The 16,858-nt window shown below is 31.3% G+C and carries 16 protein-coding genes and 2 pseudogenes; 7 read left to right on the forward strand and 11 right to left on the reverse strand.

Translation table 11 applies throughout. The features are described 5' to 3' along the window. The first annotated feature begins 452 nt into the window (after positions 1-452). Positions 453-2,516, forward strand: a complete 2,064-nt coding sequence (locus C7J89_RS01625) for a heavy metal translocating P-type ATPase (RefSeq protein ID WP_170066436.1) — start codon at positions 453-455, stop codon at positions 2,514-2,516. 17 nt (positions 2,517-2,533) lie between these two features. Next, positions 2,534-3,079, forward strand: a complete 546-nt coding sequence (locus C7J89_RS01630; RefSeq protein ID WP_000592150.1) for a YdhK family protein — start codon at positions 2,534-2,536, stop codon at positions 3,077-3,079. Between the two features lie 555 nt (positions 3,080-3,634). Here C7J89_RS01630 and C7J89_RS01635 read toward each other — a convergent pair. Then, positions 3,635-4,390 (reverse strand): sulfite exporter TauE/SafE family protein, encoded by a 756-nt coding sequence (locus tag C7J89_RS01635; RefSeq protein WP_103294542.1) that lies wholly within the window; start codon positions 4,388-4,390, stop codon positions 3,635-3,637. Beyond that, positions 4,390-4,650, reverse strand: a complete 261-nt coding sequence (gene cstR / locus C7J89_RS01640; protein WP_031869238.1) for a persulfide-sensing transcriptional repressor CstR — start codon at positions 4,648-4,650, stop codon at positions 4,390-4,392. The genes C7J89_RS01635 and cstR overlap by 1 nt, the downstream gene beginning before the upstream one ends. Positions 4,651-4,787: 137 nt before the next feature. On the opposite strand from cstR, the gene cstA reads away from it, so the two are divergent. Beyond that, positions 4,788-5,855, forward strand: a complete 1,068-nt coding sequence (gene cstA / locus C7J89_RS01645; RefSeq protein ID WP_103294541.1) for a persulfide response sulfurtransferase CstA — start codon at positions 4,788-4,790, stop codon at positions 5,853-5,855. A gap of 28 nt (positions 5,856-5,883) precedes the next feature. Then, complete coding sequence (gene cstB, locus C7J89_RS01650; RefSeq protein WP_103294540.1) at positions 5,884-7,218, forward strand: persulfide dioxygenase-sulfurtransferase CstB; 1,335 nt, start codon at positions 5,884-5,886, stop codon at positions 7,216-7,218. A gap of 356 nt (positions 7,219-7,574) precedes the next feature. Here cstB and chrA read toward each other — a convergent pair. From chrA to C7J89_RS01685, 7 genes and pseudogenes are all read right to left on the reverse strand, one after another. Further along, a pseudogene (gene chrA / locus C7J89_RS01655) lies at positions 7,575-8,737 on the reverse strand (chromate efflux transporter). 10 nt (positions 8,738-8,747) lie between these two features. Then, positions 8,748-9,050 carry a PadR family transcriptional regulator gene (locus tag C7J89_RS01660; protein ID WP_058626057.1) on the reverse strand — a complete coding sequence of 101 codons (303 nt, stop codon included), beginning with the start codon at positions 9,048-9,050 and terminating at the stop codon, positions 8,748-8,750. Between the two features lie 125 nt (positions 9,051-9,175). After that, complete coding sequence (arsC, locus tag C7J89_RS01665) at positions 9,176-9,577, reverse strand: arsenate reductase (thioredoxin) (RefSeq protein ID WP_106884372.1); 402 nt, start codon at positions 9,575-9,577, stop codon at positions 9,176-9,178. Positions 9,578-9,594: 17 nt separating this feature from the next. Next, positions 9,595-10,887, reverse strand: coding sequence for an arsenite efflux transporter membrane subunit ArsB (arsB, locus tag C7J89_RS01670; RefSeq protein ID WP_170066451.1), 1,293 nt, complete (start codon positions 10,885-10,887; stop codon positions 9,595-9,597). Beyond that, entirely contained in the window at positions 10,887-11,201 is a 315-nt protein-coding gene (locus C7J89_RS01675; protein WP_013730040.1) for an ArsR/SmtB family transcription factor, read from the reverse strand. The genes arsB (C7J89_RS01670) and C7J89_RS01675 overlap by 1 nt, the downstream gene beginning before the upstream one ends. Next, entirely contained in the window at positions 11,198-12,862 is a 1,665-nt protein-coding gene (locus C7J89_RS01680) for an FAD-dependent oxidoreductase (RefSeq protein WP_103296173.1), read from the reverse strand. Before C7J89_RS01680 ends, C7J89_RS01675 begins: the two co-directional genes overlap by 4 nt. Then, positions 12,862-13,389, reverse strand: a pseudogene (locus C7J89_RS01685) (ArsA-related P-loop ATPase); the annotation flags it as partial. The gene C7J89_RS01680 and the pseudogene C7J89_RS01685, both read right to left, overlap by 1 nt. A gap of 43 nt (positions 13,390-13,432) precedes the next feature. Between C7J89_RS01685 and arsR the strand changes: the two are divergent. The 3 genes from arsR to arsC (C7J89_RS01700) are packed head-to-tail and all read left to right on the forward strand — an operon-like array spanning position 13,433 to position 15,455. Next, the gene (gene arsR, locus C7J89_RS01690) at positions 13,433-13,747 is read left to right on the forward strand and encodes an As(III)-sensing metalloregulatory transcriptional repressor ArsR (protein ID WP_040030669.1); all 315 of its coding nucleotides are present in this window, start codon (positions 13,433-13,435) and stop codon (positions 13,745-13,747) included. Further along, positions 13,744-15,036 (forward strand): arsenite efflux transporter membrane subunit ArsB, encoded by a 1,293-nt coding sequence (gene arsB, locus C7J89_RS01695; RefSeq protein WP_170066452.1) that lies wholly within the window; start codon positions 13,744-13,746, stop codon positions 15,034-15,036. Before arsR ends, arsB (C7J89_RS01695) begins: the two co-directional genes overlap by 4 nt. 17 nt (positions 15,037-15,053) lie before the next feature. After that, positions 15,054-15,455 carry an arsenate reductase (thioredoxin) gene (arsC, locus tag C7J89_RS01700; protein ID WP_106884375.1) on the forward strand — a complete coding sequence of 134 codons (402 nt, stop codon included), beginning with the start codon at positions 15,054-15,056 and terminating at the stop codon, positions 15,453-15,455. 19 nt (positions 15,456-15,474) lie between these two features. Here the strand turns inward: arsC (C7J89_RS01700) and C7J89_RS01705 are convergent, their stop codons facing one another. Together C7J89_RS01705 and C7J89_RS01710 are read right to left on the reverse strand one after the other, a co-directional pair. Further along, entirely contained in the window at positions 15,475-15,816 is a 342-nt protein-coding gene (locus C7J89_RS01705; protein WP_025907459.1) for an ArsR/SmtB family transcription factor, read from the reverse strand. An 18-nt stretch (positions 15,817-15,834) separates the two neighbouring features. After that, positions 15,835-16,452 (reverse strand): CadD family cadmium resistance transporter, encoded by a 618-nt coding sequence (locus C7J89_RS01710; protein WP_103296022.1) that lies wholly within the window; start codon positions 16,450-16,452, stop codon positions 15,835-15,837. Positions 16,453-16,858: the final 406 nt, after the last annotated feature.

A 16,858-nucleotide genomic window follows, 5' to 3' on the forward strand; every position in this document is an offset into this window, starting at 1 on the left:
AAAATGCAGCTATTGTGGCGTAGAATTTGAGAATCAAAAAAGGATTAATATAGTTTGAAGAGACTGAGCATAAATACTAGAAAAATGGCCAGTAAATGAGTTTATTATAAATTCATTTACTGGCTTCTTTAAATAATTATCTAGACAATTTGCTTTTCTAGACATACTCTGAAATGCGTTATTTTCTTTAAGAATATTAATATATGACTTGTTTTGGTAATGATAACCTTGGTCAGAGTGTATTGTCATGCGATAGTTAAGATTAGATCTTTTAATTAAAACATTGTTTTAAATATCGATGACAAGGTCTAATGTAGGACGTGTAGACATAAGTTTCGGAATTATATAAATCCATAAAAGTAGATAAATCGAAAACATTTATACCCCTAAGGGGTATGTGTTATAGTATAAGTATAGCTAATATAATATTTTCATAAATAGGAGGAGTTAATTTGAAGAATAATGGTGAAGAGCTTAAGCATCAAAATCACATGAATCATTCCAATCAAATGCATCATGATAACCATGAATCACATAATCATCATAGTGGCCATGCACATCATCATGGGAATTTTAAAGCTAAGTTTTTTGTTTCATTAATTTTTGCAATACCTATCATTTTTTTATCGCCAATGATGGGCGTTAAATTACCTTTTCAATTCACATTTCCAGGTTCTGAATGGGTAGTGTTAATATTAGGTACAATTTTATTCTTTTATGGTGGTAAACCGTTCTTGTCTGGTGGTAAAGATGAAATTGCTGCAAAAAAACCAGGCATGATGACCTTAGTTGCCCTAGGCATTTCGGTAGCTTATATTTATAGCTTGTATGCTTTTTATATGAATAACTTTAGTAGTGCAACTGGTCATACAATGGACTTTTTTTGGGAATTAGCTACCTTAATTTTAATTATGTTATTAGGACATTGGATAGAAATGAATGCTGTCGGAAATGCTGGAGATGCCTTAAAGAAAATGGCAGAACTTTTACCTAATAGTGCTATTAAAGTTATGGACAATGGTCAACGCGAAGAAGTTAAAATATCAGAGATCATGACTGATGATGTCGTCGAAGTAAAAGCCGGAGAAAGCATTCCAACAGATGGTATTATTGTTCAAGGACAAACATCCATAGATGAATCCCTAGTCACTGGAGAATCAAAAAAAGTACAAAAAAATCAAAATGACAACGTCATCGGGGGTTCTATTAATGGGTCTGGAACAATACAACTCAAGGTTACAGCTGTGGGAGAAGATGGATATCTTTCTCAAGTTATGGGACTTGTTAATCAAGCACAAAGTGATAAATCTAGTGCTGAATTGTTATCTGATAAAGTAGCGGGTTATTTATTCTACTTTGCTGTAAGTGTTGGCGTGATTTCTTTTATTGTCTGGATGCTCATTCAAAATGATGTTGATTTTGCATTAGAACGTCTTGTAACTGTGTTAGTCATTGCTTGTCCACATGCTTTAGGCCTGGCAATACCTTTAGTCACTGCACGTTCTACTTCAATTGGTGCACATAATGGTTTAATTATTAAAAATAGAGAGTCTGTAGAAATAGCTCAACATATCGATTATGTAATGATGGATAAAACTGGTACTTTAACTGAGGGTAACTTTTCTGTGAATCATTATGAGAGCTTTAAAAATGATTTGAGTAATGATACAATATTAAGCCTTTTCGCCTCATTAGAAAGTCAATCTAATCACCCATTAGCTATAAGTATTGTTGATTTTGCGAAAAGTAAAAATGTTTCATTTACTAATCCACAAGACGTTAATAATATTCCAGGTGTCGGATTAGAAGGTCTAATTGATAATAAAACATATAAAATAACAAATGTCTCTTATCTTGATAAACATAAACTTAATTATGACGATGACTTGTTTACTAAATTAGCTCAACAAGGTAATTCAATCAGCTATTTAATTGAGGATCAACAAGTCATTGGCATGATTGCTCAAGGAGATCAAATTAAAGAAAGCTCAAAACAAATGGTAGCTGATTTACTATCAAGAAATATTACACCAGTCATGCTTACAGGTGACAATAATGAAGTGGCACACGCTGTCGCAAAAGAATTAGGTATTAGTGATGTCCACGCACAACTCATGCCAGAAGATAAGGAAAGCATTATAAAAGATTATCAAAGTGACGGTAATAAAGTCATGATGGTCGGAGACGGTATCAACGATGCGCCGAGTCTTATAAGAGCCGATATTGGTATAGCAATTGGTGCAGGCACAGATGTTGCAGTGGATTCAGGTGATATCATACTTGTTAAAAGTAATCCATCAGATATTATTCATTTCTTGACCCTTTCAAATAATACTATGAGAAAAATGGTGCAAAACTTATGGTGGGGTGCAGGTTATAATATTGTTGCTGTACCTTTAGCAGCTGGTATTTTAGCATTTATCGGCTTGATTTTATCACCTGCAATAGGTGCTATTTTAATGTCACTAAGTACGGTTATTGTTGCAATTAATGCCTTTACATTAAAATTAAAATAAAAGATAGGAGTTTTATTATGATTAAAAAATTATTTTTTATGATATTAGGATCATTACTAATATTATCAGCTTGCTCCAATAATGATGAAAAAGATAAAGACACTAATGACCAAAAAAGTGAGAGCCATATGAAGCATAATGATGAAAGTAAAGTTCCAGAAGATATGAAATCGACTAATGAGGGTGAATTTAAAGTGGGAGATAAAGTAACGATTACAGCAGGGCATATGCCAGGTATGAAAGGTGCAGAAGCTACTGTAAAAGGTGCGTATAAAACATATGCCTATGTTGTAAGTTATAAACCCACAAATGGAAATGAAAAAGTAAACAATCATAAATGGGTCGTAAACGAAGAGATTAAAGATGCACCTAAAGATGGATTTAGTAAGGGCGATACTGTTAAATTAGAAGCAAGTCATATGTCTGGTATGAAAGGTGCTACAGCCAATATAGATAACGTGAAAAAGACTACTGTTTACGTAGTTGATTACAAATCCAAAGATAATGGTAAAATCATTAAAAATCATAAATGGATGACAGGAAATGAGCTGAAAGCACGATAAAAATCTAGTTCTAAATTGAGAAATAAATAGATATAAAAATATCCTCCTTAATCAATAATTTAAATAACTTATTATTGTTAAGGAGGATATTTTTTAGTGTGTAAATTAAAAAGAATTTTAGAAGAATAACATTTATCAAAAAATTGTTCATTACCTTATTAATTGAAATTATATAATTAAAAACCGCATCATTAGCCAATACGCAGAGCCATATAATAAATAATCCTGAAAATCCACCCAATTTAAAGATTAATTGGGTGGATTTTCAGTTTAGGTTAAATAATATAAAGATAATAAACATGACACTTGTAAAGCGATTTAATTCTTGTACTTTATCACTAAGATTTAAATAGATAATGATAGGCTTTTTGTTTTTTTGATACAATGTCACAAAGGTCTTTTGAATAATCGAATTCTTTATTATTGATTTTATGTTTCTCTTTTCTAATCCCTTTACGATATCCATAGTTATTGAATGCTATTTTGTGATACTAATACTTAATTTTTGGTGTGTATAATTATAAATATCAGGAGTTGCCTGACAAATTTCATTGATTAAAAGATAAGTTGAATAATTGCAACAATGATTAAAATACTTATAATCCATTTTTGTATGAAGTTAGGGATCTTTTTACTTAATTTTAAACCTAAGGGAGCAAAGAGAATACTCCCTATTATTAGAAATAATGCGTCTTCAAAAGGAACAAATCCCTGTATAAGTTTAATGATAAAGGCACCAATTGAAGATATAAAAGCAATTACTATACTATTAGCAACTACCGTATTCATTGGTAATTTGAATAAAACTAGCAATATAGGAATAATAATAAAAGCGCCGCCTGCGCCAACTATACCTGAAATGATACCAACGAAAAGACCAACCATAACTAATAATGGTTTGTTAAAGGAAGACTGATTTAAATTCGGTTTTACGTTAATAAACATTAAAATTAATGCGAGTAAAGCAATGATAATATATATCGTATTTACAAATGCAGCATTAAATAAATTTGCTAGGAGTGCGCCTAACATGCTCCCTGTAATCATACCTCCACTTATATAAATAACTAATGGCGGGGAGAATTCTGTTTTTTTTCGCGCTTTTAATGACCCACTTAAAGTACTGAAAAAGACTTGACTGGAAGTAAGTCCTGAAGCGATGTATGCACTGTATGGAGGAACACCAAATAGTGGCGGTAATAATAAAATAGCTGGATAAATAATGATAGCACCACCGATACCTACTAGACCGGAAATAAAGCCTCCGAACACTCCAATAAGTAACATCATAATAACAGTTGAAATATCCATTATTTACTTTTTACCAATAAGTTAACGGCTTCATTAATCAATTCTTCTGAATTTTCACCATTATCCTCTGCTGCTTTTACACATTCTATTAAATTTTCACTAACGATAATTCCCATCAAACGTTGGATTGAACTTTTTGATGCACTGATTTGAGTAATGACATCTTTACAATCTTTTTCTTCTTCCATCATTTTAATAACGCCATTGAGTTGCCCTTGTATTCTATTAATACGATTAATCATTTTTTTATCATAATGCATAGTTATTTCCTCCACTTTTAATTGATTAAAATCATAATAATAGATAGAATCGAAAATGTCAAATACCCCATACGGTATTTGACGCGGCGTAAACAAACTGTTAATATACCCCTGCAGGTATTTATTAGGAGGATATTATGAAACAATATAACGAAAACCATATCAACAATTTTAGTAAACAAGAATTAGAAAAATTGGGTGCACAAGGTCAACTGATTGACGTTAGAACACAAGAAGAATATGAGCTTGCACACATAAATGGTGCGACATTACATCCTGTAGATAAGATTGAATCGTTCAATAAAGATAAAAACACAACCTATTTTGTACACTGTAAAAGTGGTACCAGAAGTGCTAAAGCGAGCGAATATTTAACTGAACAAGGCTACGACATTGTTAATTTAGACGGTGGCTATAAAGCGTATGAAGCAAAAAACGACGATGATAATACATTAGAAGAAAATACTAATGTAGCAATTAAAGCAGAGCGTAAACAATTTAACTATAGTGGTCTTCAATGTCCAGGTCCAATTGTAAACATCAGTAAAGAAGTGAAAAATATCGAAGTAGGCGAGCAAATCGAGGTTACAGTTACAGATCCTGGGTTCTTTAGTGACATTAAAAGCTGGGTCAAACAAACAGGACATACGTTAGTTAAACTGGATGAAAGTAATAATGGAATTAATGCCATTATTCAAAAAGAAAAACCAAAAGACATGGAAGTGAACCATACTGCCAAAGGTACGACAATTGTACTATTTAGTGGTGAGTTAGATAAAGCAGTGGCAGCAATGATTATTGCGAATGGCGCTAAGGCTGCAGGCAGAGACGTAACTATTTTCTTTACTTTTTGGGGACTCAACGCGTTGAAAAAGAACCAATCCGTTCATGTTAAAAAGCAAGGCATTGCAAAAATGTTTGATTTGATGTTGCCCAAAACACCTGTACGTATGCCACTTTCTAAAATGAATATGTTTGGTTTAGGTAATATCATGATGCGCTACGTAATGAAAAAGAAAAATGTTGATTCATTACCATCGCTTATCAATCAAGCTATTGATCAAGATATCAAATTAATCGCTTGCACGATGAGTATGGATGTTATGGGCATTCAGAAAGAAGAGCTCAGAGACGAAGTTGAGTACGGGGGCGTAGGTACTTATATTGGTGATACAGAAAATGCGAATCATAATTTATTCATCTAATTAAATCTATTAAAAAAGGAGTTTTATCATGTTTTTTAAACAATTTTACGATAATCATTTATCTCAAGCATCTTATTTAGTTGGCTGTCAACGTACAGGAGAGGCGATAGTAATTGATCCTGTTCGTGATTTAACAAAATATATGGAAGTTGCAGATAGCGAAGGATTTAAAATTACACAAGCTGCAGAAACACATATTCACGCTGATTTTGCTTCTGGAATTCGGGACGTGCAAGAACGTTTAAACGCCAATATATATGTATCTGGCGAAGGTGATGATCAATTAAGTTATAAAAATATGCCGGAACATACAAATTTTGTTAAAAATCAAGATATTATTCAAGTAGGTAATATTAAATTAGAAGTCTTGCATACACCTGGTCATACCCCGGAGAGTATTAGTTTCTTACTCACGGATGAAGGTGGCGACTCAAGTGTTCCAATGGGTTTATTTAGTGGTGACTTTATTTTTGTTGGTGATATCGGTAGACCTGATTTACTAGAAAAATCAGTACAAATGGAAGGTACTACAGAGATTGGTGCAAAACAGATGTACCAATCTATAGAATGTGTTAAAAATTTACCAGATTATATTCAAATATGGCCTGGACACGGTGCTGGAAGTCCTTGTGGTAAAGCATTAGGTGCCATACCAATGTCTACACTAGGTTACGAAAAAATTAATAACTGGGCATTTAATGTGACAGATGAATCTAAATTTGTTGAAACGTTAACATCAAATCAACCAGCGCCACCCCATCACTTTGCACAGATGAAAAAAATTAATCAGTTTGGTATGAACATGTATCAACCATACAACGTTTTTCCTAGTTTAGATAATGTAAGAATAGCCTTTGATCTTCGTAGTAAAGAAGCCTTTCATGGCGGTCATACTGAAGGTACAATCAATATTCCTTACAACAAAAACTTCATTAACCAAATCGGTTGGTATTTAGACTATGAAAACAGTATAGATTTAATTGGTGATAAATCTACCGTTGAGCAAGCAACACATACTTTACAATTAATTGGCTTTGATAATGTAGCAGGTTATCGTTTACCAAAATCAGAAATTTTAACCCAATCCATCCATAGCGTTGATATGACTGGTAAAGAAGAATATATACTTGACGTACGTAATGATGAAGAGTGGAATAATGGGCACTTAGATCAAGCAGTCAATATTCCGCATGGTAAATTATTAAATGAAAATATTCCATTTAATAAAGAAGATAAAATATATGTACATTGTCAGTCAGGTGTTAGAAGTTCAATCGCAGTGGGTATATTAGAAAACAAAGGCTATGAAAATGTCGTGAATATTAGAGAAGGCTATCAAGATTTCCCAAAATCATTAAAATAATTTAAAGATGTGGAAAAGTGAGTAATCCTATCAAATTGTTATTGTAAGACAATCAGATATTATAATACCACCAAGATTATTTAGAATAAATAGAAGTTTAAAAGAAATATAGATATGATTCCTAATTAGTCATAATAGCAATAGATTTATAAATTAATATAAAACCTTTTCTAGTGGAAATGTAGTGAGCCCAAAAAGTTTTACTTTTTGGGCTCACTACATAATAAATGGTTTTTTACTATCTTTTACATTGAGATAAAGTACTATAATTACACGAAATCAATTATTTTAATTTATAATGGTTACTTTAATAACTATACTTATAAAATTTATTCTTTGATTATGAACGAGAAAGATTAGTAACACATTATACCTATTATAATGCCTATTAGTACAATAGACCAGGAAGGTAATTTATAATACACCAGGAATACGAATAATGAGCTAGCTAGAACAAAGTCTAATTCTGATTTAATAGTTGAAGCCCAAATCGGATTATAAAATGCAGCGATAAGAATACCGACTACACCCGCGCTTATACCTTTTAAAAAACCTTCAGCATAAGTGTTAGATTTAATATTATCCCAAAATGGTAACACTCCAAATAATAATAGAAATGCTGGTAGGAATATAGCGACAGTAGCCAAAACTCCTCCTCCAATACCTTCTATAGACATGCCAATATATGAAGCGAACGTAAATAATGGTCCAGGTACAGCTTGAGCAGTAGCATAACCCGTTATGAAGCTATCAGGTGATATTAAACCTTGTGGTACAAACTCATTTTCTAATAAAGGTAATACGACATGACCACCTCCAAACACTAAAGAACCAGATCTATAAAAACTATCGAACATTCTAAGCCATAAATTATTCGTCATAGAACTAACTATAGGCAATACAGTTAATAGTAAAAAAAATAATGAAATTGAAATAAAACCTAACATTTTAGGTAATTTAAATGTCTTCACTCTTAAATAATTTTTATCTGTAGAGGTTTCTTTTAAAAAGATAAGACCATATATACCAGTAATAGATAATGCGATTACTTGAATATAAAGATTATCGATTGTTAGAGATAATATAAGAACAAATAATGCCAATGTAATGGTACTTTTAGTATTAGTTAATTTTTTACCCATACCTATTACGGCTTGGGCAACAATGGCAACAGCTACTAGTTTTAAACCTTGCATCCAAGTTAAACTAGAATCATTGTTAATAAATAATGCTGAAAAAACCATAAGTATAATCACAGAAGGAAGTGTAAAACCAATAAAAGAAATAATTCCTCCCAGAATTCCTCCTCTAATAGTTCCTATACCAATACCTACTTGGCTACTTGCAGGACCAGGTAAAAACTGGCATAATGCTACCAAATCAGAGTACTCTTTTTCATCAAGCCATTTTCTTTTTTTACATATTCATCATAAAAATAGCCTAAATGGGCAGTAGGTCCACCGAATGATAATAAACCAAGTTTTAATGCAACAAAAAAAATATTTATATATTTATACATAAAGTGCTCCTTATATTTCGTTGGTTAACTCTTTTAATTTTTCTCTAGATTCTTCTAAAAACTTTTCACCTTCTGGAGTTATTGAATAGTATTTTCTATTTTTTCCATTTACAGTTTTCGTTGTACTTTTTAAAAGGTTCTCGTTTTCTAGTGTATGGAATATTGGATAAAGGGTACCAGGACTCATATTATAACCATGTTCTTCTAATTCTTTAATCATCCAAGCCCCATATATTTTATCTTCACTTGCATGATGTAATATATGGATATAGATAAATCCTAAAAATAGTTTTCGTTGTATTTTACTTTTCACTATATCTCTCCTTAGTTAAAATCGAATTACGATATCGTGACTCGATTTTAATATGTATAAATATTCTTGTCAATTAATTTATTAAGTTTGAAATCAGTAAACTAGCAGTAAAAAACATCAAGTATTTACTTGATGTTTTTAATAAAATCTTTAATTTTATTACCTATTTCATTTCTAACACGTTGAAATTCTGACCAATCTTTACCTGCTGGGTCATCAACCCCCCAGTGTTCTTTTTTAACATTAGGTGGTAATATAGGGCAATTATCGTCTGCATCACTACATAATGTTACGACCAAATCTGACTGTTCTAAGATATCACTATCAATCAAATCTGATGTATGGTTTGAGATATCAATATCCACTTCTTTCATAGCTTCAATTGCTTTAGGATTTACTCCATGCGTTTCAATACCTGCAGAATAGACATTCCAATCTTCACCCAATATTTCCCTTCCCCAACCTTCAGCCATTTGGCTACGACAAGAGTTTCCTGTGCATATAAAATAAATTGTTTTCTTATCCATAATTAAAGCCTCTTTTCTTAAAATATGATTAGTGTAAGGTATAAACCTAAGAGTGTTACAAATAGGACTGGAATAGTAATGATAATTCCAGTTTTAAAGTATGTTCCCCATGAAATCTTCACACCTTTTTGTGTTAAGACATGTAGCCACAATAATGTTGCTAAAGAACCAATTGGCGTAATTTTAGGTCCTAAATCAGAACCTATGACATTCGCATAAACCATACCTTCTTTTAATATTCCTGTAGCACTGGATTGACCAATCGCTATTGCATCTATTAAAACAGTTGGCATGTTGTTCATAATGGATGAAAGGAATGCAGCTATAAAGCCCATGCCCATGATACTACTAAATAAGCCGTAATTTGAAATATTTGTTAGGACATCACCAAGAAGCGTTGTGATGCCCACATTTTTTAGACCAAATACCACAAGATACATACCAATAGAGAATACAACAATATTCCATGGTGCGCCTTTAATTACTTGTTTTGTATGAACTGCTTTAGATTTACGAGCTAATATTACAAAGATAAGAGCAATGATACCAGCAATGATTGATACAGGTATTTGTATAAACTCACTAACAAGATATCCCACAAGTAGTATTGCTAATACAATCCATGAAAGCTTAAATAATTTAGGATCTTTGATTACATTTTTAGGGTCTGAAAGATTTTCTGTATTGAACGTTTTAGGTATAGATTTTCTGAAATATAACCATAAAACGAGAATACTAGCAATCAGAGAGAATATGTTGGGAATAATCATGCGACTGAAATATTCAATAAATCCAATATCGAAGTAATCTGCAGAAACGATATTAACTAAGTTACTTACGATTAAAGGTAGTGATGTAGTATCAGCAATAAAACCACTAGCAATAATAAAAGGAAAAATCACTTTTTTATTAAAACCTAGATTTCTTACCATTGCTAATACAATAGGAGTTAAGATTAAAGCTGCACCATCATTTGCGAAAAATGCTGCTACAATTGCCCCTAATATCATGATGAAAACAAACATTTTTAATCCATTACCGTTTGAAGCCTTGACCATATGTATCGCAGACCATTCAAAAAATCCAATCTCATCTAATATTAATGAAATAAGAATAACAGCTACAAATGTTAAGGTAGCATTCCAAACAATACCTGTTACTTCTAATACATCGGAAAAACTTACGACTCCCGTAATGATAGCAACAACAGCTCCAATTAAAGCTGTAATACCAATATCTAAACCTTTCGGTTGCCATATAACAAAAATTAACGTTAATACAAATATTGTGATTGCTAATATCATCATAATTAACACTCACCTTTCTCTACTGTTTCACATATACATGGGACTGTACTGGAACCCAATAGAGTCAGTCGTGATGTAACGTCATCTAATACGTCATGATTCAATTTGTATAAATTTTTATTACCATCTTTTCTGGATGTAATTAAATTATTGTCTTTTAATACTTTCATATGATGACTTAATGTGGGTTGAGAAAAAGAAAAATGCTCTAATAAATCACAAGCGCATAATTCACCACAAGATAACAAATCTAATATTTCAAGACGGCTACTATCAGCAATCACTTTTAAGTATTGTGATATTTCTTTATAATTCAATTTTTCTTCTTCCTTTCTACTTGAAACCTTTTATAACGTTGATAATTTTTATTACCACCTGACAAATTAAACACTTGTTTAAAACCTAAATTAATAAGTACGTTTTGTGCAGCATTCCCAGTAGTACCTTTATTACAATAAGTCACTATCTTTTGATTTTCATCTAATGTTTTTGCATAACTTCTCAACGTTTTCAATGGGACGTTAATCGCTCCATCAACATGATCAACTTCAAATTGCTTTGGAGAACGTACATCTAAAATCAATAAATCATTATTTTGTTTTATAACTTCTTCAGGCGTTATAATTTTGCGTCCTCGAGTAATATTGTGTCCAATCATCCCTGTATAAATAATAGGATCTTTAGTTGTAGAAAAAGGAGGTGCATATGCTAAATCTAAATGAAATAAATCTTCTGCATTGGCACCAAACGTTATAGCAGTAGCTAGTACATCTATTCTCTTATCTACACCTTCATACCCAATAATTTGGGCACCAAGTAATTTAGAATTGTTTTTATCAAATATAGCTTTAATTACCATTTCTTGGCCTTGCATATATTCTGGACGATTCGGTTTCACATTGTGTAATACATCAATATCAATATCTAAATCAATAGCTTCTTTTTCAGTTAAGCCTGTTTGGGCAATTGCCATATCAAATATACGAACAATGCCTGTTCCTAAAATACCTTTATGTTCTAGATTTCCACCAGTTAATCGATCTCCTAAAATACGTCCCATTTTATTTGCTGTAGAACCTAGCGGTCTATATATAGGGTTACCAGTAATTAAATTATAACTTTCTGCTACATCACCAATTGCATATATGTGAGGAATATTTGTTTCAAAATACTTATTGGTTTGTATTGCTCCAGATTTTCCAATATTAATACCAATTTCTTTAGCTAATTTAGTATTTGGTGTGACACCAATCCCAATAATGATTAAATCTGTATCAATTAATTCGCCAGTTTTTAAGCTCACTCTATTTATTGTATGATTTTCATCATAATCAATAATATCTATTTCATTATAGGTATATACGTTAGCTTTATCTTCAATATATTCTTGAATCATAAAACTGATATCGTAGTCTAAATGAGGCATAAAAGTACTACGTTGAACAATTGAAGTATTGTAATTAGATAATTGTTCTAACATCTCTAGACCAATAAATCCACCACCAATGATTGTTATATTCTGAACATCATTGCCCTCAATATAATCATAAATTGCTTTCGCATCATTAATATTTTTAACTTTAAACACATTGTTATATTCTTCGCTATTTAATTGAGGAAGTTCTTTAGGCGATGAACCTGTTGCTAATACTAATTCGTCATATTCTTGAATCATCTTTTCATCATTTACTAAATTGGTAACTGTTATTGTTTGATCAGTATCATTTATCTGATTCACTTCATATTTTGTATAAATATCTATATTAAAGCGCTCTTTAAACCATTTAGCATTTCGTGGCGTGAGTTCATCAATATCAGATACATTACCGCCTATATAGTAGGGAATACCACATACTGAATACGAAATATCACTATCTTTATCAAAAACGGTAATTTCCACATCTTCACTATTTCTTCTTGCTTTAGCCGCGACACTTGTACCGGCAGCAACTGAACCAATGATTACAATTTTTTTCATTATGATAACCCTCCATAAGGTATGACAAAATAATTATCAAGACTTTCATTTTTAATCTTGTTTATCCAAATTGATTCATCTTCTTTTTTGTTACTAAAAAGGTCATCACGTTGATTTAGCGTAACTAACGATTGATTAACAACCCACCAATTATGGCCTATATTAGCTCTATTTAAATCTTCTACTAAACGTTTAGATTCTAAATAAGGTGTTTTTTCTGCTAGTGTTACGATTATCATCTGTGTTAAATTTTTATTTTGAATTTTGGGTAATAATGTTTCAACATTACTGGTAGTTTGAGTTGATTTTTTCTTTAGTTCTTTATGATGATTTTCACTAGAATCAAGTAACAGCAAGGTATGGCCTGTAGGAGCTGTATCTACAATTACGTAATCCATGTCTTCTTGATTCTCCATAATGTCACTAAAGGCTTTGAAAAATGCTATTTCTTCTGTACAAGGTGATTTTAAATCTTCCACAATATAATCAATATCGTCTTGTGGTGTATCATCATTCACTGACACAATGCTATATAGATGTTAATCTATGTAATGAATAGGAGGTATATTTATGTCTTATAAAGAATTATCAGCAATATTAAAAGTTTTATCAGATTCAAGCAGGTTAGAAATATTAGATTTACTTTCTTGTGGTGAGCTATGCGCTTGTGACTTATTAGAACACTTTCAATTCTCACAACCTACACTAAGTCATCATATGAAGTCATTAGTAGATAACGAATTAGTTACAACACGAAAAGACGGCAACAAACATTGGTATCAACTTAATCATGCTATTTTAGATGATATTATCCAAAACTTAAACATCATTAATACATCTAACCAAAGATGTGTATGTAAAAATGTGAAATCAGGTGATTGTTGATGACCATTTTAGCAATTGTAATTTTTCTTTTAACTTTAATCTTTGTAATATGGCAACCGAAAGGTTTAGATATTGGTATTACAGCTTTAATTGGAGCTGTTGTTGCTATCATTACGGGAGTCGTAAGTTTTTCCGATGTATTAGAAGTAACAGGTATTGTTTGGAATGCTACCTTAACATTTGTAGCTGTTATTCTTATTTCATTAATATTAGATGAGATTGGATTTTTTGAATGGTCTGCGATACATATGGTCAAGGCTTCAAACGGTAATGGATTAAAAATGTTTGTTTTCATCATGATATTAGGGGCAATTGTAGCAGCATTTTTCGCAAATGATGGTGCAGCTTTAATCTTAACTCCTATTGTATTAGCAATGGTAAGAAATCTAGGTTTTAATAAAAAAGTGATTTTTCCTTTTATTATTGCTAGTGGTTTTATTGCTGATACTACATCACTACCTTTAATCGTAAGTAACTTAGTTAATATCGTTTCTGCAGATTACTTCGATATTGGATTTATTGAATATTTCAGTCGCATGATTATTCCCAACATATTCTCTCTGATTGCTAGTATTCTCGTTTTATGGTTATATTTCAGAAAATCTATACCTAAAACGTTCAATACAGAAAATCTTTCAGACCCTAAAAATGTAATCAAAGATCCTAAATTATTTAAGCTTTCATGGATTGTATTAGCAATACTACTTGTGGGATATCTTGTTAGTGAGTTTATACAAATACCTGTATCAATCATTGCTGGTATCATTGCTCTTATCTTTGTAATATTAGCTCGTAAATCTAAAGCAGTTCATACAAAACAAGTAATTAAAGGCGCACCATGGAATATTGTTGTATTCTCTATTGGTATGTATCTTGTGGTATTTGGTCTAAAAAATGTGGGCATCACAACGCTTCTTGGTGATGTCCTAACAAATATTTCAAATTACGGCTTATTTAGTAGTATCATGGGCATGGGCTTTATAGCTGCATTCCTTTCATCCATTATGAACAACATGCCAACTGTTTTAATAGATGCAATAGCGATTGGTCAATCCAGTGCTACAGGAATATTAAAAGAAGGTATGGTTTATGCGAATGTCATAGGTTCTGATTTAGGACCTAAAATTACGCCAATTGGTTCTTTAGCAACATTATTGTGGCTACATGTCTTAACACAAAAAGGTGTGAAGATTTCATGGGGAACATACTTTAAAACTGGAATTATCATTACTATTCCAGTCCTATTTGTAACACTCTTAGGTTTATACCTTACACTAATCATATTTTAAGAAAAGAGGCTTTAATTATGGATAAGAAAACAATTTATTTTATATGCACAGGAAACTCTTGTCGTAGCCAAATGGCTGAAGGTTGGGGAAGGGAAATATTGGGTGAAGATTGGAATGTCTATTCTGCAGGTATTGAAACGCATGGAGTAAATCCTAAAGCAATTGAAGCTATGAAAGAAGTGGATATTGATATCTCAAACCATACATCAGATTTGATTGATAGTGATATCTTAGAACAGTCAGATTTGGTCGTAACATTATGTAGTGATGCAGACGATAATTGCCCTATATTACCACCTAATGTTAAAAAAGAACACTGGGGCTTTGATGATCCAGCAGGAAAAGAATGGCCAGAATTTCAACGTGTTAGAGATGAAATTGGAAAAAGAATACAAGAATTCGAAGAAACGCTCGTTTAATGTGAGCGTTTCTTTATATTTAAGTCATACATTTTATTAATAATGATTTCATTTCTATATCTTTGATATAATAGTATGCCATTTTCCCATCCTTGTAAAAATTCAGCACGTCTCTTTTATACAGGGCTCTCAAATGATGTGATGTTGAAGCTATACTCAAACCTAATGTTATAGATAAGTCACAAACACATAATTCTTTCTCTTTAATTAGAGCTAATATAATTTTCAGCTTATTCTCATCACTTATCTTTAATAATGTATTGATAAGCCGTTGAGTTTTTTCTTCTTTTAAAAATCTTAAAGCATAATTCACTTTTTCCTCATGAACACAAATGACGTCACAAATTTTATTGTTACTCATATTAAGTCACACCTTAATTTATAATATAAATCCTAATATTGTTTGTATGGTTTCATTTTCAATAATAATAAATAAGCCCAATGCTATGTAGATAACAGCCATAATCCAACGACTGAACTTCTCAACAATTTCACCCACACCAGGAATTCTAGCTAGTTTTTGTGCTGTGAATACTAAAAAGAAAATTAAAACTAAAAATACAATTAAGGTAGTCAGTAATTCAACAATATCCAATGTTACAAAATAAGGGACAAATAAACCAAGATTATCTGCACCACAACTTGCAATTGTCACTAAAGAAACAGTCCCTACTAATTTGGACAAACCTTTTTCGTTTAATTCTTTTTTTGCTCTTTTTTCGCCTTCACAATCATCATAAATAGCAACTTTTATACCTAAGTAGATGGGGATCAAACCTAATAAACCTAATATCCATTTCTCTGGAACATAATTTAACACAAAAGCTAAAAATAAACTGACTAATATGAGGATAATCGATCCTAAATATTGACCTATATAAATATCCCTATATTCTTTTCTAGTCTTTGCTCTTGCAAAAAATATTAATAGTATTACTAATAAGTCTACTGCAGTAGCAATGTAAAGTATTGCCGCAGTTACAATAGTCTGAACCATAGAGCACCTCATTCAAATATATATTTGAATGAATTGTATCATATATTGTATACTTTATGAATAATTATTACGAATCGAAAAGCGAAACTTAACTGATTATAGGGATTGTATGTGCAAAACGAGTTATTTATATATTTATTGATAATAAGATTTAAAATAATTTTAGTTTGTCAGTTCCTTGCAATTTGTTTTTTAGCAATATCACTAACAAGGGGAAGTGTATCATAAGTGATAGGAGTTTTTATGAAATTATTACACAATTAAATGGGGTACTGCATGTATGGATTTATGCATATGTAATAAATATTTTAGTATTATTAAAGCTTATTCAATGTTTAAAAGTAACATATGATTTAATTATCAACTTAAATAATACAGGAAAACATGAAAATTTTATAAAATAAAA

This window comes from Staphylococcus kloosii, assembly GCF_003019255.1.
Lineage (GTDB): Bacteria > Bacillota > Bacilli > Staphylococcales > Staphylococcaceae > Staphylococcus > Staphylococcus kloosii.